The organism is Streptomyces sp. NPDC002742 (assembly GCF_042888885.1).
Taxonomy (GTDB): Bacteria; Actinomycetota; Actinomycetes; order Streptomycetales; family Streptomycetaceae; genus Streptomyces.
The window spans coordinates 70,125-91,165 of record NZ_JBIAQF010000016.1 but is presented as its reverse complement, the minus strand read 5'-3'; the positions used below and the strand labels follow the sequence as shown (position 1 = coordinate 91,165).

Genomic DNA, 21,041 nt, shown 5'->3' with positions numbered 1-21,041 from the left:
TGTCCACAACCGGCCGGTACTCCACAGATCCCGGCCACGATCCGCCCGATGCGGGACCGTTCCCGCATGCGAGTGAACCGATGTGCGCGTACGTGGCCGGGACTCCTCCTCGGTCTGACGGTGGCCGTCCTGGGCGCGCCGACCCCGTTGGCACGGGCCGAGGGCAGCGGCCCCGCGCCACCGGCCCCCGCGTCACCGGCCCCGGCCCCCACGCCTGCGGCCGACCCCTCGGTCCCGGCGCTCGCCCGCGGCTGGCCCGTGGGTGTCCGGCCGTTCGTCGTACGGGGCTGGGAACCGCCGGCGACGGCCTACTCCCGGGGTCATCGCGGTGTCGACCTCGCGGCAGTCCCCGGCGTCCCGGTGCGGGCCGTCGCACCCGGCCGGGTGTCGTTCGCCGGCAGGGTCGCGGGCCGCGGGGTCGTCTCGGTGGAGCTGTCGGGCACGGGGGAGCCCCCGCTGCGGACGACGTACGGCCCGGTGCGGGCGTCGGTGCGCAAGGACGAGGAGGTCCTCGCGGGCGAGGCTCTCGGCACGCTGGAGGCGGCGGACGCGCACTGCGGACCGACGGCCTGCCTCCACTGGGGCCTGCTGAGAGGCAGGACGTACCTGAACCCGCTGTCGCTGCTCCCGCCCTGGCTCCTGAACACGGGCCCGTCCCGCCTGCTGCCTCTCCACGGACCGCCCGCGGACCCCTGACCGACCGAAGGCCGACAGGTGTCCGGGAAGCGTGTCGAAGCGGCCCCTGGAACCGAGGGGCCCTTGCCGTGGGTCGGGGCCGAGACGCCGCGGCCGGCCGGAGTCAGCCCCGGACGCCGCGCAGGGCCATCGCCACGGCCGCCTCCGTGATCGCGGAGGGGTCCTCGGCGGCGCCCAGCTCGATGCGCCGCACCGCGGCGTCGACCACGCCCTGCAGGAGCATCGCGGCCAGCCGCGGCTCGGCGTGCCCCATCTCGGCGAGCGCCTCACCGATCATCGTGACCAGCCCGCCGTGCGCCGCCCGGATCTTCTCCCGGGCCCCCGCGTCGAGTTCGCTGGCGGAGATGGCGACCACGGCCCGGTGCCGCCGGTCCCCGACCAGGGCCAGCTGTCGGCGTACGTACGCCTCGACCGTCCCCTCGGGGCCGTCCGCCGAGGCCATCGCGGCCGAGACCTCGGCCGCCCAGACGGGAAAGTCGACCTCGCACAGTTCCTCGACGACGGCCGCCCTGGACCGGAAGTACTCGTACACGGAGGAACGCGCGAGCCCCGTGCGCTCGGCGAGCGCGGGGAAGGTCAGCGCCTCCGTCCCGCCCTCGGACAACAGGGACCGCGCAGCGTCCAGCAGGGCGGCTCGCTGCATCGACCGGTGCTCGGCCACGGAGGCCGCTCGAATCCTTGGCACGTCAACCACTGTACGGACGCACCGCCGCGGACGGGAACCACTCCACCGAGCCGACCGCGGTGGCGGCCGCCGCACCGGTCCCGGCGCCAGGACGGCGAGGGGACCCGGCACGGCGGCACCACCCGGCTCAGCGTCCGAAACTGGCCAGCTTGGCACGCAGCTGAAGCACCGACTTGGTGTGGATCTGGCTCACCCGGCTCTCGGTCACCCCGAGCACGTTGCCGATCTCCGCGAGCGTGAGCCCTTCGTAGTAGTAGAGCGTGACCACGGTCTTCTCCCGGTCGGGCAACGTGTTGATCGCCCGTGCCAGCAGCCTCCGCAGCTCCCGGTCCTCGGCCACCTCGACCGGATTGTCGGCGGCGGTGTCCTCCAGCGTGTCCATCAGACTCAGCCGGTCGCCGCCCTCGCCACCGACGTGCAGCAGCTCCTCCAGAGCGACCACATTGGCCAGCGACAACTGACTGAACACCGCGTGGAGTTCCTCCACTCCGATGCCCATCTCGGCGGCCACCTCGCCCTCCGAGGGGGTGCGCCGCAGCCGAGCCTCCAGCGTCGCGTAGGCGCGCTCCACGTTGCGCGCCTTCTGCCGCACCGACCGCGGGATCCAGTCCAGCGCCCGCAGTTCGTCGATCATCGCGCCGCGGATGCGGGTGATCGCGTACGTCTCGAACTTGATCTCCCGTTCGATGTCGAACTTCTCGATCGCGTCGATCAGCCCGAACACCCCCGACGAGACGAAGTCCGCCTGCTCGACATTGGCCGGCAGCCCCACGCTGACCCGGCCCGCGACGTACTTCACCAGCGGTGAGTAATGCAGGATCAGCTGCTCCCGCAGCCGCTCGTCGCCGGTCGATTTGTACGACCGCCACAGTTCGTCGAGCGTCGAGGGCGCGGGCGGGCGCACCCTGCCGCCGTCGCGGGCGGCTGGCGGAATCGCCGTCCGGTCGGACCCGGAGGTGTGCTGGGGCATTCGTCGCCTTGTGCCGTTCTGCCGTGAGCTGGGGGCCTGGGTGTCCTGTCGGCGTCATGCCGAGATCGCGTGCCTGCTTCGGATTCTTGTGAGCGTAGCGTGACTGGGCTGTCGCAGTGCGCGAAGCGCAGGCCGTCACCCGCACGCGAAACCTTTCCCCGGGGCACCTCCCGAAGTCGCGACGGTTGCCCTGCGTGACCAACGAAGGTCGCCAACTGCAAGGATTACCAGGCGTGTCGGCATTCCCCCGGACGGCCGAACACGCTCGGTCAGCATCCCTCCCGATCACCTCGGACGGAGGCCGTGGCCTGGCGTGTCAACTTCCAGCCGTCGCCGTGTCGTTCGACGAATCCAAGTGCTCGGAGTTCGTACAGTCTCCCGACCGCGTCGTCCGTGCTGGTCGCCGCTCTCCGGGCGATTTCCTCGGCTCCGGCCGGATCCCGCGACGGCAGGGCGGCCAGGACGCGCCCCGCACCCGGGTGCAGCAGGTCGCGCGGCAGAACGGGCCCGCGCCGGTCCGGGGCCAGCTCGCCCATGTCACCGACCAGCTCCGCGACTTCCGCCGCGTCCGAGACGAGGACGGCTTCGCCGCGCAGCAGTTCGTGCACCCCGGCCGACAGTCCGCTGGTGACGGGCCCTGGCACGCCTATCGTGAACCGGCCCAGCCGCTGTGCCGCACGGGCCGTGACGAGCGCTCCGCTGCGGTACGCCGCCTCGACGACCACGGTGCCCCGGGTGAGCGCCGCGATGACCCGGTTCCTGAGGATGAATCTGCTCGGTGTCGGGTGCTCACCGGGCGGCAACTCGCCCACCACGAGACCCTGTTCCGCGATCCTGGTGATCAACTGAGTGTGTCCGCGCGGGTAGGGCCGGTCGACTCCGCAGGCGAGCACGGCGACGGTGGCTCCGCCCGCCCCGAGGGCGCCGCGGTGCGCGGCACCGTCGATGCCGTAGGCACCGCCGGACACCACCACCCAGCCCCGCTCGGCGAGCCCGGCGCCGAGGGTGGCCGCCATGTGCGCGCCGTACTCGGTGCAGGCCCGGGCGCCGACGACGGCGACGGACCGCAGCGCCCACAACCGCAGTCCGGCCCGCCCCCGCACCCACAGTCCGACGGGCCGGGCATCGCCCAGGTCGTCGAGCTGCGCGGGCCATTCGGGTTCGCCGGGACAGACGAACCGCACCCCGGCGTCCCGCGCCTGGGCGAGGTCCCGCTCCGGGTCGGCCCGCCCGGCTCTGGCCCTCAGTCCCGCCCATCGCTTGTCGGTCATTCCCCGCGGCTGCCCCAGGTCCCCGTACAGCCACAGAACCGCCTCCGGGGCCCCGACTTCCCGAATCCAGCGCCCGCAGACCTCGTCGCCCGGTTCGAGGACCCGGGAGAGCGTGACGCGGGCCCTGCGCTCGACGTCGCCCGTCATGCCGGCGAGCCGATCGCCATCGGTACCCCGCGCGGGATTCCGGTGCGCAGCTGGAGGGCCAGGGCGACGTCTCCCGCGTCGGGCCGGTCGTGTCCCGACAGGTCCGCGACCGTCCAGGCGACACGGAGCACCCGGTCCAGCCCGCGGGCCGTCAGCAGCCCGCGCTCCAGGCCTCGCTCGGCCTCGTCCATCGCTCCCGCCCGCGCCTGCCATCGGCCGCGCAGCTCGCGTCCCGGGACCTCACTGTTGATGTGCCAGGGGGTTCCCGCCAGGCGCTCGGCGGCCCGCTCGCGGGCGGCGAGGACCCGGTCCGCGACCGTCTTCGTCGACTCGCCCCGTGCTCCGCGCGCGGTGAGCTCGGCCCGGGTGACCGGCTCGGCCTCCACCCGCAGATCGACCCGGTCGAGCAGCGGCCCGGAAAGCCTCGCCTGATAGCGGCGGATGACGGAGGGCGGGCACTCGCAGAAGTCGTTCGTCGTGCCGAAGCGCCCGCAGGGGCAGGGGTTGGCGGCCAGGACCATCAGGAACTTCGCGGGGAAGCGGACGACACCGGCGCTGCGCGCGATCACCACGTGGCCCGCCTCCAGGGGCTGCCGCAGGGCGTCCAGCGCGAAGCCGCTGAACTCCGGTGCCTCGTCGAGGAAGAGCACTCCGCGATGCGACAGGGACACCGCGCCGGGCCGTGCCAGCCCCTTGCCCCCGCCGACGAGCGCCTGCATGGTCGCGGAATGGTGGGGTGCGCAGTACGGCGCGACGTCCACCATCGGTTTGCCGGGCGGCAGCAGGCCGGCGACGGAGTGGATCGCCGTCACCTCCAGGGATTCCTGCCGGGACAGCCGCGGCATGATGGACGGCATCCGCTCGGCCAGCATCGTCTTGCCCGCGCCCGGTGGCCCTTGGAGGAAGACGTGGTGCCCGCCGGCCGCCGCCACCTCCATCGCGGTGCGCGCCGACAGCTGGCCGACGACGTCGCCGAGGTCGTGGTCCCGGTCGTGTTCCGGAACGGCGATGCCGCACAGGCCGGTGGCCTCGCCCGTGCCGGGCACGCGCAGGCCGGCCAGCAGCGGGTCCGGCCGGCCCTGCTCGTCCGGTTCCTCCTCGGGCACCGGTTCGTCGGCCAGCACCGCGATCAGCTGGCGCAGGCTGCGGACGCCGAGCACCGAGACCCCCGGTACCAGTGAGGCCTCGGCGGCCGCGCACTCCGGCACGACCACCTGCTCGTATCCGGCGTCCGCCGCGGCGAGGACGGCCGGCAGGATGCCCCGGACCGGCCGCACCCTGCCGTCGAGCCCCAGCTCCCCGATCATCACGATGTCGGAGAGCACGCGGGGATCGATCCGCTCGGCGGCGCCCAGCACCGCACAGGCGACGGCGAGATCGAAGCCCGAGCCCCCCTTGGGCACGGAGGCCGGACTCAGCCCCACCGTCAGCTTCTTCTGCGGCCAGGACGCACCGGAATTGACCACCGCGGCCCTGACCCGGTCCCGGCTCTCCGTCAGGCTCTTGTCGGGGAGCCCCACCAGCGTGAAGGCCGCGATGCCCGGCTCCAGGTCCGCCTGGACCTCGACGACGACGCCCTCCACACCCACCAGGGCCACCGAACACGTACGCGCGAATCCCATCAGGCCACCCCCCGCGCGTGCTCGACCACGGGCGCGCCGCGTTCGGGGATCAGGACACCGATCAGGTCGATGCGGACGCCGCCGGGCGGTGCTCCGCCGTGTTCCTGGAGCCAGCGTTCGGCCAGGCCGCGCAGGCGCAGGGCCTTCGCCGGTGTGACAGCCTCCATCGGATGCTGGAACGCGCCCACCCTGCGGGTCTTGACCTCGCAGACGACCAGCGAGTCGCCGTCCCGGGCCACGATGTCGATCTCGCCGGTCCTGCCGCAGCGCCAGTTGCGGGCCAGGATCGTCATTCCGGTCCCGGTCAGCCGTCGCGCGGCCAGTTCCTCGCCGTACACGCCCAGTGCGTTACGGGCCTCGGATGTCCTCATGTCGGCACCACCTCCGGCACCGACACTGAGGCCGCGTCACCCAGCTATTGGATCTTGGTGGACGAGCGGGTGACTGTGGAAATCTCCGTCACCCGCACGAGCCACCACCACGATCACCGCTCGCCGGCCGGCCGGTCGGGGAAACAGTCGGCTCAGGACTCCCGCCCCTCCCCCGGCCTCCGTCCCTCAGCCCCCAGTCCCCAGCCGTCGTCCCGCGGTCCGGACTTCAGCCGCCAGGATCAGCCGCCCGGCAGCTCCAGGTCGCTCTTGTTCAGCTCCTCGATGTTCACGTCCTTGAACGTGAGGACGCGCACCTGCTTCACGAAACGGGCAGGCCGATACATGTCCCACACCCAGGCATCCGCCATGGACACCTCGAAAAACACCTCACCCTGGACCGAGTGCACCTGCATCTCGTAGTCGTTGGTGAGGTAGAAGCGCCGTTCGGTCTCGATCACATATTTGAACAGACCGACGACGTCGCGGTACTCCCGATAGAGCTTCAGCTCCATCTCGGTCTCGTACTTCTCGAGGTCCTCGGCGCTCATGGCATGTTCCCCTTCAGCCGTGCGTCCCCCTATTGTGCGCCAGCCCCGAGAGCCCCTAGACGATTTCCGTGTCGAGGACCTCGGGCGTGGCCGGGGGACCCTCGTCGAGCACCCTGCGCAGCAGCCCGGCGAGCTTGGTCGGATACACCGTCTCATGTGCCTCGGTCAGTTCCTGGCACGTCCACCAGCGCGCTCCGGCGACGCTGCGCCGCTCCAGGTCCGTCAGCCCCGCGGCCGCCGTGGCGGTCTGGGTCGTACGGGCCAGGAAGTACCACTCGTCCTGGTCCCAGCGCCGCCCCGCGAACGGGAACGAGCAGATCCGCCGCCACAGCACCGGGCCCAGGTCGACCTCTGTGATACCGGTCTCCTCCACGAGTTCGCGCAGGGCCGCCTGCTCCCGGGTCTCGTCGCCCTCCAGACCTCCGCCCGGCGTGAACCACCAGTCGTCCGAGGGATCGTCCGGCTCGTGACCGTGCAGCAGCAGGACGCGGTCCAGCGGGTCGAGGAGGACGACCCGGGCGACCTTGCGCAACGCGCCTCGGTGCGGACCCTCGTCCCCCCGTGCCGCCTCAGCGGGCACCGGCTGGCTCCGTGCGGGCGCGGGAACGTCCCGCCAGCTTGGCCACCGGCCCGTACGCCGCGCCACCCAGCACGAGCACGGCGCCCGCGATCACCAGGGCGACCATCGTGGGGAGCGGTCCCTGCTGGGACAGACCGCCGAGCACCTTGAAGCCGGTGGGGCGTTCGAGCATGCCGTTCATCGGCCAGGCGATGGCGTCGACGCGGGCGGTCACGGCGCTGCGCGCCACGGTTCCGCTGGCCGCGTCCGTCAGATGCGCGGTGGAGTCCAAGGAGCCCCGCCGCTCGTCGCCGAGCAGGAACAGCCGTCCCTCCGGGACCTTCACGGTCGGGAAGCCGGTGATCTCGGCGAGGCTTCCGGCGGCCAGATACGTCTCGTCGATCTGCTTTCCGTTGACGGTCAGCTTGCCGTTGGTGCAGCAGGCGACGGTGTCGCCGCCGACGGCGACCACGCGCTTGACCACGGACGAGTTGGTGACCCAGGTCTTGTCCTTGAAGACGACGACGTCACCCCGCCGGATCTCGCTTCCGTCGACGCGCTGAGCCAGCACCCGGTCGCCGATGTTGATCGTCGGCGCCATCGAGCTCGTAGGGACGGTGTAGGGCAGATAGACCACCGCTGCCCAGCCGAACCCGACCAGGAACAGCACCAGGCCCAACGCGACGGCCAGCCCGGACAGCCGCTGTCCCGTCCTGCTGCCCGCCGGGGCCTTGCCTGCGACGCCGCTGCGCGGGGCCGTACGTGTTGCGCTCTCGCCACCCATGAGCCCGCACCTTACCCGGGGGTACGGTCCGGGGTCAGCCCCCGTCGGGAACACGATCACCGGCGGGGACGGGATCCATGGGGCTCGTGCCCTGGGGCCTGTGCCGTGAGGTTCGTACCTTGAGGTTCGTGCCCTGAGGTTCGTGCCGGCCGCCCCGCCGCCCCGCCCGGTCCGCCCCGCCGCCCCGCCCGGTCCGCCATCCGCCACCGGCCACCGGCTTCCGGCCACCGGCCACCGGCTTCCGGCTTCCGGCTGAAACGAGCGGGGCCGACCGCCCCGGTGATCCGGAGAGGCCGGCCCCGAAGGCCGAGCGGTGTCTCAGTCGTCCTTGGACGCCCTGCGCTTGCGTCGCACCAGCACGAGCGGCGCGGCGCCCAGCAGCGCCACGGCACCCGGCGAGGTGACCGCCGCGGCCGCCTGGTCGCTCAGACCCGCCTGGTCGAAGGTGTCCGGGACCGGAAGGGTGCCCCAGCGGTTGATCGGCCAGGCCTTGACGATGGCACGGCCGACGACGTCGTTCACGGGCACCATGCCGTGGTGCTTGTCCGACTGGTTGTAGCGCGAGTCCCGCGAGTTCTGGCGGTGGTCACCCATCACCCAGATCATGCCCTTGGGAACCTTGACCTTGAACTGGCCGCCGTCCTCGTCCTGGCTGCACGGGGTGTTCCCGGCGTACACGTACGACGACTCGTTGAGCGCCTTGCCGTTGACCATCAGCGGGCCGGTGTTCTTGCACTCGATCGTGTCGCCGCCCACGCCGATGACCCGCTTGATGAGGTCCTTCTCCTCGGCGGACGGCATCAGGCCGATCCAGCTCAGGACCGTCTGCAGGGCGTTCGGGTTGGCCGTGGGCTCGCCCGCCAGCCAGTTGTCCGGGTCGTGGAAGACGACGACCTCTCCGCGCTGCGGCTCCGAGCCGAACCACGGAGTCAGCTTGTCGACCAGGACGCGGTCACCCTGCTGGAGGGTGTTCTGCATCGAGTCCGAAGGGATCGAGAACGCCTGCACCAGGAAGGTCTTGATGATCAGCGCGAGTACCAGAGCGATGCCGATCAGGATCGGCAGCTCCTTCCAGAAGGAGCGCTGCTTGGTGGACTTCGGGTCACGCTCCGCGCGCCCGGTCAGGGTGTCCCCGTCCTCGGAGCCGTTCCCGGAACCCGAACCGTCTTCTACGGCAGGGGCAGCCGCATCGTCGGGCCGCTCCGGCTGCCCTTCGGGACCCTCGTGCCCAGAACGCGCGCCGACCGCCACATCCCCCACATCCACTCCTCACTCCGTGCCGCCGCCCGCGCCGTATTCGGCGCAGACCCACCACTCCCATAACGAGCGGGAGTTCCGCAGGGCTCGGGAGCGGGATCAATCCATCTGGATCCGCAGAGGCCACCCTATGCGACAGAGACAGAGCGGAGGCCGACCCTCCAGGCGCGTCGGCCACCGTCGAGAACGTGTTCGGCTCCTGCAGCCGGGTCCAGTGGCCGATGGGCCACCCGATGACCATCGCCCGGCCCACGATCGACTTCTCGGAGACGGTGCCGCTGAACTTGTCGGTGCGGTGGTAACGGGAGTCCGCGGAGTTGCCCCGGTGGTCGCCCAGCACGAACAGACGGCCCGCGGGCACCTTCACCTCGAAGGCGAACGCCGACGGTTTGTCCCCGGCGTAGATGTACGGCTCGGTCAGGGGAGTGCCGTTCACGGTCACCCGGCCCTGCGCGTCACAGCACTTGACGGTGTCCCCGCCGAGCCCGACGACCCGCTTGATCAGATCCTTCTCGTTGTCGGACGGCAGCAGACCGATGAAGGTCAGCCCCTCCTTGAACTGCTTGACGACCACGGGGTCGCTCTTCTTCTGGGCGTCCTCGGCGGTGAGCCAGCCGCCGGGGTCCTTGAAGACGACGACGTCACCGCGCTTGGGCTCGGAGCCGAACCAGGGGGTGAACTTGTCCACCAGGACGCGGTCGCCGATCTGGATCGTGTTCTCCATGGAGCCCGACGGGATCACGAAGGCCTGGACGAGGAACGTCTTGAGAACCAGGGCTATCAGCACCGCGACGCCGACGAGGAGAGGTATCTCCTTGACCGCCGAGCGCCGCCTGCGCCGCTTGATCTTGCGCGCGAGTTTGCGCCGCTCGACCCGGCTGGGCCGGGCGGCTCCGCCGGAGGCACGCCGGACCCCGGTGGGCAGCGGATTCTCGGCGGCGCCGGCGGAGACCCCGCGCGCCCGTCCACGGTTACCCATGGGCACCCCCGGCGGCAGGCACACCGGCGTAGGCGTCGGGACGCGTCAGACGGGTCCAGTGGCCCGAGGGCCAGGCGATCCAGTCGGCCCTGCCGATGACATCGCCGACGGGGACCATGCCACCGCCGGGCGAGCCCAGATGGTCACGGGAGTCGCTGGAGCGGCTGCGGTGATCACCCAGGAGGAACAGGGACCGCTCGGGCACGACGATGTCGAAGGGCACCTCGGACGGGCTGTCGCCCCGATAGAGAAATGTCGACTCGTCGACCGATCGGCCGTTCACTTCGAGTCTCCCCTCCTTGTCGCAGCAGACCACGTGGTCTCCCCCTACTCCGACGACGCGCTTGACGTAGTCCGCGTTCCCGAAATAACCGGTGCCGTCGAACACGACGACATCGCCCCGCTGCGGCTCGGAACCGAAACGGTACGCCAACTTGTTTACGAGAACGCGGTCCCCGATCCTCAATCCGGACTCCATGGAACCGCTGGGAATTTCGAACGGCTGCATCACGAAGCGGCTGACCAGGAGCAGGAATACCAGACAGATCAGCACGGTCAGGGTGATCCGGCCCCCGGGGAGCCGTTCGGCGACCCTGTCGGTGAACGCAAAACGCGACCGGTCCTCCGGCCCCGCTGTGTCCGAGGTCTCCTCGGAAGCGGAAGGGCGGGAGGAGCGGTCGCGCTCCACGGGCTGTGCTTCGGTGTCCATCGGGGCCAGATGCTATCCGGCCTCCATGAGACGCCTTCTTACCGGCTCGGTCGCCGACGGACGACCGCGGCGGCGCGAGCTCAGTTGTCGCGCTTCTCCTTGATCTTCGCGGCCTTGCCGCGCAGCTCACGGAGGTAGTAAAGCTTCGCGCGACGGACGTCACCGCGGGTCACGAGCTCGATCTTCTCGACGATCGGGGTGTGCACCGGGAAGGTGCGCTCGACGCCGACGGAGAACGAGACCTTGCGGACCGAGAAGGTCTCGCGGACACCGGCGCCCTGGCGGCGGATGACTACGCCCTTGAACTGCTGCACACGGGAGCGGTTGCCCTCGATGACGCGGACGTGGACGTTGACGGTGTCACCCGGGCGGAAGGCCGGGATGTCGGTGCGCAGCGACGCGCCGTCGACGATGTCGAGCAGGTGAGTCATTTTGTCTGCTTTCTTCGCTGATGCCACAGGTCATCAACGGGAGAGAGGTTCGAAGGTGGTGCTGCCTCGTCGGGGCGGGCGTCGTGTCCCCCTGTGGCAGGGGCGCGCGCCGGACGACGGAGAGCAGCGGCCTATTCTTCCACGGCCTCCGGCCTGCGCCAAAATCGGCCGCCGGGATCCGGCTGCCAGCCCAGGATCGAGAGCATCTCGCGGTCCTTCTTGTCGAAGGCGGAGGCGTCGCAGCGCTCGATGAGGTCGGGCCGGTTCGCCGCCGTGCGGCTCAGTGCCTCGTCGCGGCGCCAGCGGGCGATCTTCCCGTGGTGGCCGCTGACCAGCACATCGGGGATCTCACGGCCGCGCCACTGCGGGGGCTTGGTGTACACCGGGCCCTCCAGGAGGTTGGCCATGGCCCCGGGGGCGAAGGAGTCGTCCCGGTGGGACTCTGCGTTGCCGAGGACACCCGGCAGCAGCCGCGCCACGGCCTCGGTGACGACCAGGACGGCCGCTTCGCCGCCGGCGAGGACGTAGTCGCCGATGGACACCTCGTAGACGGGCATCCTCGTCGCGTACTCGTCGATGACGCGGCGGTCGATGCCCTCGTAGCGCGCGGGCGTGAAGACCAGCCAGGGGCGCTCCGAGAGCTCCAGGGCGAGCTGCTGGGTGAACGGGCGCCCGCTGGGGGTGGGCACCACGAGGACGGGCCCGTGGGCGCCCGTCTCGTAACCGTCCGCCAGTGCGGAGTCCAGGGCGTCGCCCCAGGGCTCGGTCTTCATGACCATGCCGGGGCCGCCGCCGTAGGGAGTGTCGTCGACCGTGTTGTGACGGTCGTACGTCCAATCCCGGAGATCGTGCACGTGCACGTTCAGCTGCCCGCGCGCACGAGCCTTGCCGACGAGCGAGACGTTCAGGGGTTCCAGGTACTCGGGGAAGATCGTGACCACGTCGAGCCGCATCAGGCGTCGGCCCCCGCGGCGTCCTCGTCGGCCTCGGAGGAGTCGTCCTCCGCGTCCCTGGAGGAGACGATCTCCGCCTGGTCGTCGATCAGTCCCGGCGGCGGGTCGATGACGGCCCGCTGCTCCTCCAGGTCGATCTCGACGACGATCTCCCCGACGAACGGGATGAGCACCTCGGTCCCGTCCGGGCGCTCCACCACGAACAGGTCCTGCGAGGGCAGGTGCGAGATCTCGGTGATGCGTCCGACCTCGGCGCCGTCCTTGGTGACCACGTCCAGGTCCATCAGCTGATGGTCGTAGTACTCGTCCGGGTCGTCCGGCACCTCGTTCGGGTCGACCTCGGCGATCAGCAGGGTGTTGCGCAGCGCCTCGGCGGCGTTGCGGTCCCGCACGCCCGCGAAGCGCAGCAGAAGACGGCCGCTGTGGACGCGGCCCGTCTCGATGGTCAGGGGTCCGGTGGAGGCCGGATCGGTGAGCAGGACGGCACCGGGGCCGAGCCGGAGCTCCGGCTCGTCGGTGCGGACCTCCACGGTGACCTCGCCCTTGATGCCGTGGGCGCGGCCGACGCGAGCGACTACCAGCTGCACTGTGCTTGATCTCCTGTCGTGTGCCGACGGCAATGCTTCATGACGACCGCGGATGAGCGGACGCCCGGGGGCGCGTGGGTGTCCACGCGGTCCTGAGCCGACCGCGGGGGTTCGCAGACGACTACGGGCCGGGGACGGCTCGTAAGCCCTCCCCGGCCCGAGCCGGTGCTGCCTGCTACGTCAGCGGACGTGATCCACGTCGACGAGGTCGACGCGGACACCGCGGCCGCCGATGGCGCCCACGACGGTGCGCAGAGCGCGCGCGGTGCGGCCGTTACGGCCGATCACCTTGCCGAGGTCGTCGGGGTGGACCCGAACCTCGAGAACGCGCCCGCGGCGCAGGTTGCGCGAGGCGACCTGCACATCGTCGGGGTTGTCGACGATGCCCTTCACGAGGTGCTCGAGAGCCTCCTCGAGCATGCTCAGGCCTCGGTCGACTCGGACTCGGCCGGAGCCTCGTCCTTCTTCTCAGCCTTCTTCTTCTGGGTGATGGCCTCACCCTTGCCCGAGTCGTCGCCACCGAGGGCGTCGAACAGCGGGCGCGCGGCCTTCGGCTCGGCCACGAGCAGCGGAGCCGGGGCCGGCAGGCCCTTGAACTTCTGCCAGTCGCCGGTCAGCTTCAGGATGGCGAGCACGGGCTCGGTCGGCTGCGCGCCGACACTCAGCCAGTACTGCGCACGGTCCGTGTCGACCTCGATGCGCGAAGGGTTCTGCACCGGGTGGTACAGACCGATCTCCTCGATGGCCCGGCCATCACGGCGGGTACGGGAGTCGGCGACGACGATGCGGTAGTGAGGCGAACGGATCTTGCCCAGACGCTTCAGCTTGATCTTGACTGCCACGGAAGTGGTGTCTCCTGGTCTTGACGGGGTTGGACACGACGAGATGGCCGCGTGGGGTTGCGGTACCCGAGTGCCCGATGGACGCGTCAGCCGGAGGAGAGAGGGGTCCTATGCGGCTGTCGAGTACAGCTAGCCATTCTGCCACATCCTGCGGTCCGCCCGGACCGAGGGTGCGTTCGCCCATGCCTGACGGGCACCCGGCCTTCCCGGGTGCCCGTCAGGCATGGGCCTGCGTGGATCGGCCACTGGGGGCGCCGGCGAGCTGTCGCCCGCGGGCACTCGTGCCTCCTGAATTCCCCCACTTCCCAAGGCAGTGGGGGAGGCACGACTGCTCACGGGCCGCGCGCGTTCGTCCGGCACCCACGAGACGCCGGTGTCGCACGCACGTCAGCCGGCGGCCGCCCCGACCACCTCCGGAATCCGGAAGGGTTTGCCGCATCCTCCGCACACGATCGGCGCCTGCGCGAGAACCGACGGGACCACGCGCACATTGCGCCCGCAGTCGCATACGGCCTTGACGCGGACGCCTCCACCGGAGGAGCCGTGGCGGGCGGCCGGGCCGCGGAACGAGCGGGCGGTGTCGGCGGACGTGGCGGCCGTATGGGCCTTCAGCGCCCGCTGGAGCCGCTCGATGGTCGGGCGGTAGCGGCGTTTCGCCTCGGGGTTGAGCGTGACCAGCGAGAAGCCACTGCTTGGATGCGGCTCCTCGGGGTGGTCGAGGCCCAGCTCCTCGGCGATCGCGAGGAATCTGCGGTTGTGATACCGGCCGGCGCGCGAGGTGTCGCGGACTCCGCGGGCGGCGGCGATGCCGTGGACTGCTTCGTGAAGCAGTCGTTCGAAGGAGAGCTCGTGTCCGCAGGCGGACGACGATTCTCCGATCAGGGACTCTGGCGCGGCAAGATCCGGCAGTTCGGGGTGGTGCCGCTGAATGTCGGCCCACGCCCCTGCCAGCTCTGCGGCGAGAACAGGTGGTGTCGTGCTCACGTAATGAGAACGAGCGGAGGTGCCTCTGTGTTCCTATTCCGGGGCATCCCAAATAATTTGCACGTACCCGTCAGTTGCCGCTGATGCGTCCTGACGAGGGCGGGTGCGCTGATCTGCGGAGAAGCATCACAGCTCATACCAAGGCGGTACGTAGGCACACGTACGCCCCAGCGCGTAGACGGTATCCGCACGCCGGGGCACCTGTGGTCGGCAGATGCGCAAGAGGTGTTTCGGCCGCCCTCTCGTCCCACTCAGTAGGCGCGGGCGACGACGGCGACGTTACCGGGTGCGTCGTCGGCGTCCGGCACCGACCCGTCCTCGGCGACCAGACATCGTACGGTCACCGCGTGCTCGGCGAGCCCGGCCTCGCCCTCTTCGCCGAGGTCGGCCCAGGGAATGCGCGCCCAGCCGCCCGCCAGCGCGGCCTCCACCGCCGCATCGATCGTCGACACGTCGGAGGTACGGGACTCGCGGCGCTCGCGGGACTGCCCCAGGAGCAGTGCCTGGTCCTCTTCGAGGATGCCGGGAAGGAGTGCCGCCAGCGCGTCGACGGCCACGGGCTCCTTGCCCCCGGGGATGCGGCGGGCCAGCATCGCCGTGCCGTTCTCCAGATCGCGGGGGCCGACCTCGACGCGTACGGGGACGCCCTTGAGCTCCCAGTCGACCGCGCGGCGCCCGAAGGGGGTGTCCGTACGGTCGTCGACCTGGACCCTTACACCCGCGGCCTTCAGGCGGTCGCCGATTTCGCGGACCTTGGCCAGAACCGCCTCGTCCCCCTTGATCGCGAGGACGACGACCTGTACCGGGGCGAGCCGGGGCGGCACCCGCAACCCACTGTCATCGCCGTGCGACATGATCAGGCCACCCACCATGCGGGTCGAGGACCCCCAGGAGGTCTGCCAGACGAGTTCCTGCTTCCCGTCCTTGGACAGGTACCGGGTGTTGAACGCCTTCGCGAAGTTCTGCCCCAGCTCATGGCTGGTGCCCATCTGGAGCGCCTTGCCGTCACCCATCATGGCTTCGAGGGTGAGGGTGTTGACGGCGCCCGCGAACCGCTCGCTCGCCGTCTTCCGGCCAAGGACGACGTCGATGCCGAGGACGTCGACCATGAAGTCGGCGTACACCTTCTTGTGGATGTGCGCGGCGTAGTCCCGGGCGTCCTCGTAGGTGGCGTGGGCGGTGTGGCCCTCCTGCCAGAGGAATTCGGTCGTCCGCAGGAAGATCCGCGGACGCATCTCCCAACGGACCACGTTCGCCCACTGGTTGATCAGCAGCGGCAGGTCGCGGTAGCTCTGCACCCACTTGGAGAAGGAGGCGTTGATGATCGTCTCGGAGGTGGGACGGACGACGACCGGCTCCTCCAGCTCCTTGCCGCCGCCGTGCGTGACGACCGCGAGCTCGGGGGCGAAGCCCTCGACGTGCTCCGCCTCCCGGGTCAGGTACGACTGCGGGATGAACAGCGGGAAGTACGCGTTCTGGGCACCCGCTTCCTTGATGCGGGCATCCATCTCCTGCTGCATCCGCTCCCACAGCCCGTACCCGTACGGCCGGATGACCATCGTGCCGCGCACCGGCCCGTTGTCCGCCAGCTCGGCCTTGTTGATCAAGTCCTGGTACCAGCGCGGGAAATCGTCCGCCCGGGGCGTGAGAACGGGTGCCTTTGCCATGCGGGTGATGGTACGGGCCCACGTTGCCGGTATGTGAATTCTCGCGCCCTTTGCGGCCGGGGCACAAACGGGACCCCGCAACCCCTGGACGGCACGTCGAGGGCGGAGTTACCTGACATACGGGGGGAGTGCGGGCCTCGTGCGCGGGGGCTAAGGAAAAGGGGGCCCGGCGGCAACTCTCGGCGGATTGGGGCACTTTCGATGACACCTACGCTCGTGCGGCGGCACCTTCCTCATGCGGGCCCATCGCCCCGCGCGGACCGGGGTGCACGCGCGCGTGACTGGGCCGAGATCCAGGAGCGGATGCTGGTACCGCTCTACGAGGCCGTCTACGAGCGACTCGAAGTGGGCGACGGGACACGGCTGCTCGGCCTCGGCTGCGGGTCCGGGCTCGCCCTGCTGATGGCGGCCTCCCGCGGCGCCGCGGTCACGGGAGTCGACTCCTCGTCACCCGAACGGCTGACCCTCGCACGGGAACGTCTGCTGCCACAGGCATGGGACACGCCTCCGCGCGCCGAGGCCCGGCTCGTGGCCGGCGCTCCCGGGGACGCGGCCGTCGCCGGGTCGCCCGCGTACGACCTGATGACCGCCTTCGAGCCGATCGGGTGCGTGGCCGGCGACTCCGAAGGGCTCGGCCGGCTCCTCGCCGAGGCGGCACCGCTCGCCGGCCGTGGGACGCCCGTGGTGCTGGTCGGATGGGGGCCGCCGGAGCGGTGCAGCACCTCGGCCGTGCTGCGCGTCGCCACCAAGCTGGCCGATCCCCTGCGTGGCGCGGCGAGCTGGCGCGCCGCCCGCCGGGACGACCTGGAGGAGGTCGCCCAGCGGGCCGGGCTGCGGCCGGACGGCTCGGGGAGGGTGGCCTGCCCGTTCGGCTACGCCGACCTGGACAGCGCCGTGCGCGGGCTGCTCTCCACGGGGCTCTTCGACGCCGCGATCGACGCCACCGACCAGGCCCAGGTCGACAAGGAAGTGGCCGAGGCACTGCATCCGCACCTGCGGAGGGACGGGACGGTCTGGATGCCGAACGTGTTCCGGTATCTGATCGCCCGGACAGTCTGAGTCGGTGGGCTCTCTGCTGAGGCCGGTCTCGGGACCCACCCTGAGCCCGGTCTCGGGAGCCACCCCCTGAGGCCGGCCCGGGCGTTCACGCCTCCTTCGCCGCCCGGGGCACCCCGGCGATCCGGTACGCCTCCGCCTCCTCCAGCGTCTCGTTCGCGAGGAGCGCCTCGGCCAGGGCGTCCAGTTGTCCTCGGTGCTCGCGGAGTTTCTGGCAGGCCTCCTCGTAGCACTCGTCGACGATGCGGCGCATCTCGTGGTCGATCGAGTCGAGGGTGCCCGGGGCGGCCGCGAGGCCGTAGGCCTGCTGGGCGTCGTTGGGCAGCGCGGACAGCCTTCCCACCCGTTCACTCATGCCCCAGCGGGCCACCATGCCACGGGCGAGGTTCGTGACCTGTTCCAGGTCGTTCTCCGAGCCCGTGGTGATGACGTCGTAGACGACGTGCTCGGCGGCCATGCCGCCGAGGGCGCCGATGATCCGGCCGCGCAGATACTCCTCGGTGTACGCGTACCGGTCCGCGTCCGGCGTCGACAGCGTGACGCCGAGGGCTCGGCCGCGCGGGACGATGGTGATCTTGCGGACCGGGTCGGCACCGGGCCTCAGCATCCCGAGGAGGGCGTGGCCGCTCTCGTGGTACGCGGTGCGGCGGCGTTCCTCGTAGGGCATGACCAGGGAGCGTTCGGCGCCGAGCTGGACCTTTTCGAGCGCTTCGGAGAGGTCTCCCTGCGTCACCTCCTCCTGCTTGCGCTTGACGGCGAGGAGGGCCGCCTCGTTGGCGAGGTTGGCGAGGTCGGCGCCGGTCATGCCCGGGGTCGAACGGGCCACCTGCGTGAGGTCCACGCCGGGGGCGAGCGGGATGTCGCGGGTGTGGATCTCCAGGATCGCCTCACGGCCGCCGCGGTCGGGGGGCGAGACGGTCACGACGCGGTCGAAGCGGCCGGGGCGGGTGAGCGCCGCGTCCAGGATGTCCGCGCGGTTGGTGGCGGCGATGACGATGACGCCCTCCGAGCCGGAGAAACCGTCCATCTCGGTGAGGATCTGGTTCAGTGTCTGCTCGCGCTCGTCGTGGCCGCCCATGGCGGAGCCGCCCGACCGCGACCGTCCGATGGTGTCGATCTCGTCGATGAAGATGATGGACGGAGCCACCTTGCGGGCCTCGGCGAACAGCTCGCGCACGCGCGAGGCGCCGACGCCCACGATCATCTCGATGAACTCGGAGGCGGAGGCGGAGAAGAACGGGACGCCCGCCTCCCCCGCGACCGCCCGCGCGAGCAGGGTCTTCCCGGTGCCGGGCGGGCCCGCCAGCAGCACACCTCGCGGCATCTTCGCGCCCATCCTGCGGTACGCGTCGGGGTTCTTGAGGAAGTCCACGACATCGTTGAGCTCGCCGGCGACCTCATCGATGCCGGCCACGTCCGCGAACGTCGTGCGTTTGCCGCCGGGGACGAGTTCGACCGGCTTCGGAGGCGTCTTGCGGCCGAGCATGCCGCCGGCGCCGCCCATGCCGGAACCCATCCGCCGGGCGATGAAGATCCACAGGACGACGAGCAGGATCATCGGGGCGAGCGAGATCAGCAGGTTGAAGAGGACGCTGCGCTCCTGGACCACCGGCGAGGCGGTCACCGTGACGTCGTGCGTCTGCAGGTTCTCCCAGAGCTTGTCGTCCGCGAAGGCCGGGCGCTGGGTCTTGAACTTGGTGTACTTCCCGCCGCCGTCGGGCTTCTCCTGGGAGTTCTTGAGCTGCCCCTGGATCGCGTCGCCCTTGGAGTAGATCTTGGAGACGTTGCCGTCGCTCACCTGCCTGCTGAACTCCGTGTACGAGATCGTCGGCTCGTTGCCCTGGTTGTAGAAGGACAGCACCAGGTTGGCGATCAGGAACACGATGAGCGCGGCCAGGGCCAGGCTCCACCAGCCGCCGGGCAGCTTTCGCCGGCCGCCCGGCGGCGGGGTCGGCTCGGGCGGCGTGCCCTCGGTACGCCATGGCTGGTCAGGTGCCTTGCGCGGCGGCACGGCATTGCTCATAAGGGGACGTTACGTCAGATGGCGGACACCGGCACCCGCACCCATGCCACTGGGGGCGCCCCTCGCGGTGAGGGGCGCCCCCAGCGGGCGTCACGAAAGGCGCTCCCGTACGGGACGGAAGGCCGGGACGGTAGGTCAGCCCATGAACTTCTTGAACTCGTCAGGCAGCTCGAAGTTGTCCTGGGCGCCCTGCTGCGGGAGACCGAAGGCGTTGCCGCCCTGTGCGCCCGCCTCGCGGCGAGCGGCCTCCTCCTCTTCCTGCTGCTTGCGCTTCATCGGGTTGCCGGAGCGCTGCTTGCCCTTGGCCTGCTTCTGCTTCTTCTTGGCGCGGCCGGGGCCGCCGCCCATGCCCGGCATCCCCGGCATGCCCGGCATCCCGCCGCCCTGGGCCATGCGGGACATCATCTTGCGAGCCTCGAAGAAGCGCTCGACCAGGCCCTTGACCGCGCTGACCTCGACGCCGGAGCCCTTGGCGATACGGGCACGGCGCGAGCCGTTGATGATCGTCGGCTCCTGGCGCTCGGCCGGGGTCATCGACTTGATGATGGCGGCCGTACGGTCGACGTCGCGCTCGTCGAGGTTGTTGATCTGGTCCTTGATCTGGCCCATGCCCGGGAGCATGCCGAGCAGCTTGCTGATGCTGCCCATCTTGCGGACCTGCTCCATCTGGGACAGGAAGTCGTCCAGAGTGAAGTCCTGGCCCTTCTTCGACGCCAGCTTGGAGGCCATCTTCTCGGCCTCTTCTTGGCTGAACGTCTTCTCCGCCTGCTCGATCAGGGTGAGCAGGTCACCCATGTCGAGGATGCGGGAGGCCATCCGGTCCGGGTGGAAGGCGTCGAAGTCGTCGAGCTTCTCGCCGTTCGACGCGAACATGATCGGCTTGCCGGTGACCGAGGCGATCGACAGGGCCGCACCACCGCGGGCGTCACCGTCGAGCTTGGAGAGCACCACGCCGTCGAAGCCGACGCCGTCGCGGAAGGACTCGGCCGTGTTGACCGCGTCCTGGCCGATCATCGCGTCGACGACGAAGAGGATCTCGTCGGGGCTGACGGCGTCGCGGATGTCCGCGGCCTGCTGCATCAGCTCCTGGTCGATGCCGAGGCGGCCGGCGGTGTCCACGATCACGATGTCGTGGACCTTGGTCTTCGCGAACTCCATGGAGTCCTTGGCGACCTTGACCGGGTCGCCGACGCCGTTGCCCGGCTCGGGGGCGTAGACGGCTACGCCCGCGCGCTCGGCGACGACGCTGAGCTGGTTCACGGCGTTCGGGCGCTGGAGGTCGGCGGCGACGAGGAGCGGGGAGTGGCCCTGGTCCTTGAGCCACTTGCCGAGCTTTCCGGCGAGCGTGGTCTTACCGGCACCCTGGAGACCCGCGAGCATGATCACGGTGGGCGGGTTCTTGGCGAACCGGAGGCGGCGGGTCTCACCGCCGAGGATCGTGACGAGCTCGTCGTTCACGATCTTCAGGACCTGCTGGGCGGGGTTCAGGGCCTTGGAGACCTCGGAACCGAGCGCGCGTTCCTTGACGTTCTTGATGAACGTGCGGACGACCGGGAGGGCGACGTCCGCTTCGAGAAGCGCGATGCGGATTTCCCGGGCCGTGGCGTCGATGTCCGCCTCACTGAGGCGCCCCTTGCCGCGGAGGTTTTTGAACGTCGCGCTGAGGCGGTCGGAGAGGGTATCGAACACGGTGGCTTCGGTCCTCGGAGTCGGGGGCGTTTTGGGCTGCCCTCCAGGGTATCCGGCCCGGCAAGCGAATCGTCCCCGCCCGCCGCTTTCGGCGGGCGGGGACGGAAGCAGCCAAGGCCCGGAGCGGCGTGGAGCAGGCCCGGAAACCCTCCCGGACCGGCTTTCGTCGGCCCGAGCAGGCCCGAGACGCGGGGATCACTCGTCCGCTCAC

At 70.6% G+C, this 21,041-nt stretch carries 22 protein-coding genes; 2 read left to right on the top strand and 20 right to left on the bottom strand.

Going from position 1 to position 21,041, the window contains the following annotated elements:
• Positions 1-66 precede the first annotated feature (66 nt).
• The gene (locus ACFYW8_RS27610) at positions 67-696 is read left to right on the top strand and encodes a M23 family metallopeptidase (RefSeq protein WP_365873278.1); all 630 of its coding nucleotides are present in this window, start codon (positions 67-69) and stop codon (positions 694-696) included.
• A gap of 103 nt (positions 697-799) precedes the next feature.
• Here the strand turns inward: ACFYW8_RS27610 and ACFYW8_RS27605 are convergent, their stop codons facing one another.
• From ACFYW8_RS27605 to proS, 18 genes are all read right to left on the bottom strand, one after another.
• Complete coding sequence (locus ACFYW8_RS27605; protein ID WP_365873463.1) at positions 800-1,357, bottom strand: helix-turn-helix domain-containing protein; 558 nt, start codon at positions 1,355-1,357, stop codon at positions 800-802.
• 151 nt (positions 1,358-1,508) lie between these two features.
• Entirely contained in the window at positions 1,509-2,351 is an 843-nt protein-coding gene (gene whiG / locus ACFYW8_RS27600) for an RNA polymerase sigma factor WhiG (RefSeq protein WP_365873276.1), read from the bottom strand.
• Positions 2,352-2,620: 269 nt separating this feature from the next.
• Entirely contained in the window at positions 2,621-3,769 is a 1,149-nt protein-coding gene (dprA, locus tag ACFYW8_RS27595) for a DNA-processing protein DprA (protein WP_365873274.1), read from the bottom strand.
• Positions 3,766-5,391: a YifB family Mg chelatase-like AAA ATPase gene (locus tag ACFYW8_RS27590; protein ID WP_389081740.1), complete on the bottom strand. Its 1,626-nt coding sequence runs from the start codon at positions 5,389-5,391 to the stop codon at positions 3,766-3,768. The genes dprA and ACFYW8_RS27590 overlap by 4 nt, the downstream gene beginning before the upstream one ends.
• Positions 5,391-5,762 carry a YraN family protein gene (locus ACFYW8_RS27585; RefSeq protein WP_365873270.1) on the bottom strand — a complete coding sequence of 124 codons (372 nt, stop codon included), beginning with the start codon at positions 5,760-5,762 and terminating at the stop codon, positions 5,391-5,393. The genes ACFYW8_RS27590 and ACFYW8_RS27585 overlap by 1 nt, the downstream gene beginning before the upstream one ends.
• A 239-nt stretch (positions 5,763-6,001) precedes the next feature.
• Entirely contained in the window at positions 6,002-6,310 is a 309-nt protein-coding gene (locus ACFYW8_RS27580; protein ID WP_003965949.1) for a DUF2469 domain-containing protein, read from the bottom strand.
• Positions 6,311-6,365: 55 nt separating this feature from the next.
• Positions 6,366-6,890 carry an NUDIX hydrolase gene (locus ACFYW8_RS27575; RefSeq protein WP_365873268.1) on the bottom strand — a complete coding sequence of 175 codons (525 nt, stop codon included), beginning with the start codon at positions 6,888-6,890 and terminating at the stop codon, positions 6,366-6,368.
• Positions 6,880-7,653, bottom strand: a complete 774-nt coding sequence (gene lepB, locus ACFYW8_RS27570; RefSeq protein WP_389081730.1) for a signal peptidase I — start codon at positions 7,651-7,653, stop codon at positions 6,880-6,882. The genes ACFYW8_RS27575 and lepB (ACFYW8_RS27570) overlap by 11 nt, the downstream gene beginning before the upstream one ends.
• Before the next feature lie 318 nt (positions 7,654-7,971).
• Positions 7,972-8,778 (bottom strand): signal peptidase I, encoded by an 807-nt coding sequence (gene lepB / locus ACFYW8_RS27565; RefSeq protein ID WP_365873461.1) that lies wholly within the window; start codon positions 8,776-8,778, stop codon positions 7,972-7,974.
• The gene (gene lepB, locus ACFYW8_RS27560; protein WP_365873263.1) at positions 8,756-9,889 is read right to left on the bottom strand and encodes a signal peptidase I; all 1,134 of its coding nucleotides are present in this window, start codon (positions 9,887-9,889) and stop codon (positions 8,756-8,758) included. Before lepB (ACFYW8_RS27560) ends, lepB (ACFYW8_RS27565) begins: the two co-directional genes overlap by 23 nt.
• The gene (gene lepB / locus ACFYW8_RS27555; RefSeq protein ID WP_389081723.1) at positions 9,882-10,598 is read right to left on the bottom strand and encodes a signal peptidase I; all 717 of its coding nucleotides are present in this window, start codon (positions 10,596-10,598) and stop codon (positions 9,882-9,884) included. Before lepB (ACFYW8_RS27555) ends, lepB (ACFYW8_RS27560) begins: the two co-directional genes overlap by 8 nt.
• Before the next feature lie 80 nt (positions 10,599-10,678).
• Positions 10,679-11,029 carry a 50S ribosomal protein L19 gene (gene rplS, locus ACFYW8_RS27550; RefSeq protein ID WP_365873259.1) on the bottom strand — a complete coding sequence of 117 codons (351 nt, stop codon included), beginning with the start codon at positions 11,027-11,029 and terminating at the stop codon, positions 10,679-10,681.
• 131 nt (positions 11,030-11,160) lie between these two features.
• Positions 11,161-11,982, bottom strand: a complete 822-nt coding sequence (gene trmD, locus ACFYW8_RS27545) for a tRNA (guanosine(37)-N1)-methyltransferase TrmD (protein WP_365873257.1) — start codon at positions 11,980-11,982, stop codon at positions 11,161-11,163.
• Complete coding sequence (rimM, locus tag ACFYW8_RS27540; protein ID WP_365873255.1) at positions 11,982-12,569, bottom strand: ribosome maturation factor RimM; 588 nt, start codon at positions 12,567-12,569, stop codon at positions 11,982-11,984. The genes trmD and rimM overlap by 1 nt, the downstream gene beginning before the upstream one ends.
• 180 nt (positions 12,570-12,749) lie before the next feature.
• On the bottom strand, positions 12,750-12,989 hold the full coding sequence (locus ACFYW8_RS27535; protein ID WP_003973401.1) for an RNA-binding protein: 240 nt from the start codon (positions 12,987-12,989) through the stop codon (positions 12,750-12,752).
• Positions 12,990-12,991: 2 nt separating this feature from the next.
• Positions 12,992-13,411, bottom strand: coding sequence for a 30S ribosomal protein S16 (gene rpsP / locus ACFYW8_RS27530; RefSeq protein WP_365873253.1), 420 nt, complete (start codon positions 13,409-13,411; stop codon positions 12,992-12,994).
• A 387-nt stretch (positions 13,412-13,798) separates the two neighbouring features.
• Entirely contained in the window at positions 13,799-14,395 is a 597-nt protein-coding gene (locus tag ACFYW8_RS27525) for a hypothetical protein (protein ID WP_037625093.1), read from the bottom strand.
• A gap of 251 nt (positions 14,396-14,646) precedes the next feature.
• Positions 14,647-16,062 carry a proline--tRNA ligase gene (gene proS, locus ACFYW8_RS27520; protein WP_365873251.1) on the bottom strand — a complete coding sequence of 472 codons (1,416 nt, stop codon included), beginning with the start codon at positions 16,060-16,062 and terminating at the stop codon, positions 14,647-14,649.
• Between the two features lie 201 nt (positions 16,063-16,263).
• On the opposite strand from proS, the gene ACFYW8_RS27515 reads away from it, so the two are divergent.
• A complete protein-coding gene (locus ACFYW8_RS27515; RefSeq protein ID WP_389081705.1) occupies positions 16,264-17,121 on the top strand; it encodes an SAM-dependent methyltransferase in 858 nt (285 codons plus the stop codon).
• Between the two features lie 85 nt (positions 17,122-17,206).
• On the opposite strand, the gene ftsH is transcribed toward ACFYW8_RS27515, so the two are convergent.
• Together ftsH and ffh are read right to left on the bottom strand one after the other, a co-directional pair.
• Positions 17,207-19,141 (bottom strand): ATP-dependent zinc metalloprotease FtsH, encoded by a 1,935-nt coding sequence (ftsH, locus tag ACFYW8_RS27510; protein WP_389081700.1) that lies wholly within the window; start codon positions 19,139-19,141, stop codon positions 17,207-17,209.
• 135 nt (positions 19,142-19,276) lie between these two features.
• On the bottom strand, positions 19,277-20,830 hold the full coding sequence (gene ffh / locus ACFYW8_RS27505) for a signal recognition particle protein (protein WP_389081696.1): 1,554 nt from the start codon (positions 20,828-20,830) through the stop codon (positions 19,277-19,279).
• Positions 20,831-21,041 lie beyond the last annotated feature (211 nt).

Bases quoted from the DNA above. Each gene is read 5' to 3' on its own strand.
- ACFYW8_RS27585 (WP_365873270.1), bottom strand. From the start codon at position 5,762: ATGAGGACATCCGAGGCCCGTAACGCACTGGGCGTGTACGGCGAGGAA.
- dprA (WP_365873274.1), bottom strand. From the start codon at position 3,769: ATGACGGGCGACGTCGAGCGCAGGGCCCGCGTCACGCTCTCCCGGGTC.
- lepB (WP_389081730.1), bottom strand. From the start codon at position 7,653: ATGGGTGGCGAGAGCGCAACACGTACGGCCCCGCGCAGCGGCGTCGCA.
- lepB (WP_365873263.1), bottom strand. From the start codon at position 9,889: ATGGGTAACCGTGGACGGGCGCGCGGGGTCTCCGCCGGCGCCGCCGAG.
- ftsH (WP_389081700.1), bottom strand. From the start codon at position 19,141: ATGAGCAATGCCGTGCCGCCGCGCAAGGCACCTGACCAGCCATGGCGT.
- whiG (WP_365873276.1), bottom strand. From the start codon at position 2,351: ATGCCCCAGCACACCTCCGGGTCCGACCGGACGGCGATTCCGCCAGCC.
- trmD (WP_365873257.1), bottom strand. From the start codon at position 11,982: ATGCGGCTCGACGTGGTCACGATCTTCCCCGAGTACCTGGAACCCCTG.
- proS (WP_365873251.1), bottom strand. From the start codon at position 16,062: ATGGCAAAGGCACCCGTTCTCACGCCCCGGGCGGACGATTTCCCGCGC.
- rplS (WP_365873259.1), bottom strand. From the start codon at position 11,029: ATGACTCACCTGCTCGACATCGTCGACGGCGCGTCGCTGCGCACCGAC.
- ACFYW8_RS27590 (WP_389081740.1), bottom strand. From the start codon at position 5,391: ATGGGATTCGCGCGTACGTGTTCGGTGGCCCTGGTGGGTGTGGAGGGC.
- lepB (WP_389081723.1), bottom strand. From the start codon at position 10,598: ATGGACACCGAAGCACAGCCCGTGGAGCGCGACCGCTCCTCCCGCCCT.
- ACFYW8_RS27610 (WP_365873278.1), top strand. From the start codon at position 67: ATGCGAGTGAACCGATGTGCGCGTACGTGGCCGGGACTCCTCCTCGGT.
- ACFYW8_RS27515 (WP_389081705.1), top strand. From the start codon at position 16,264: ATGACACCTACGCTCGTGCGGCGGCACCTTCCTCATGCGGGCCCATCG.
- ACFYW8_RS27535 (WP_003973401.1), bottom strand. From the start codon at position 12,989: ATGCTCGAGGAGGCTCTCGAGCACCTCGTGAAGGGCATCGTCGACAAC.
- ACFYW8_RS27580 (WP_003965949.1), bottom strand. From the start codon at position 6,310: ATGAGCGCCGAGGACCTCGAGAAGTACGAGACCGAGATGGAGCTGAAG.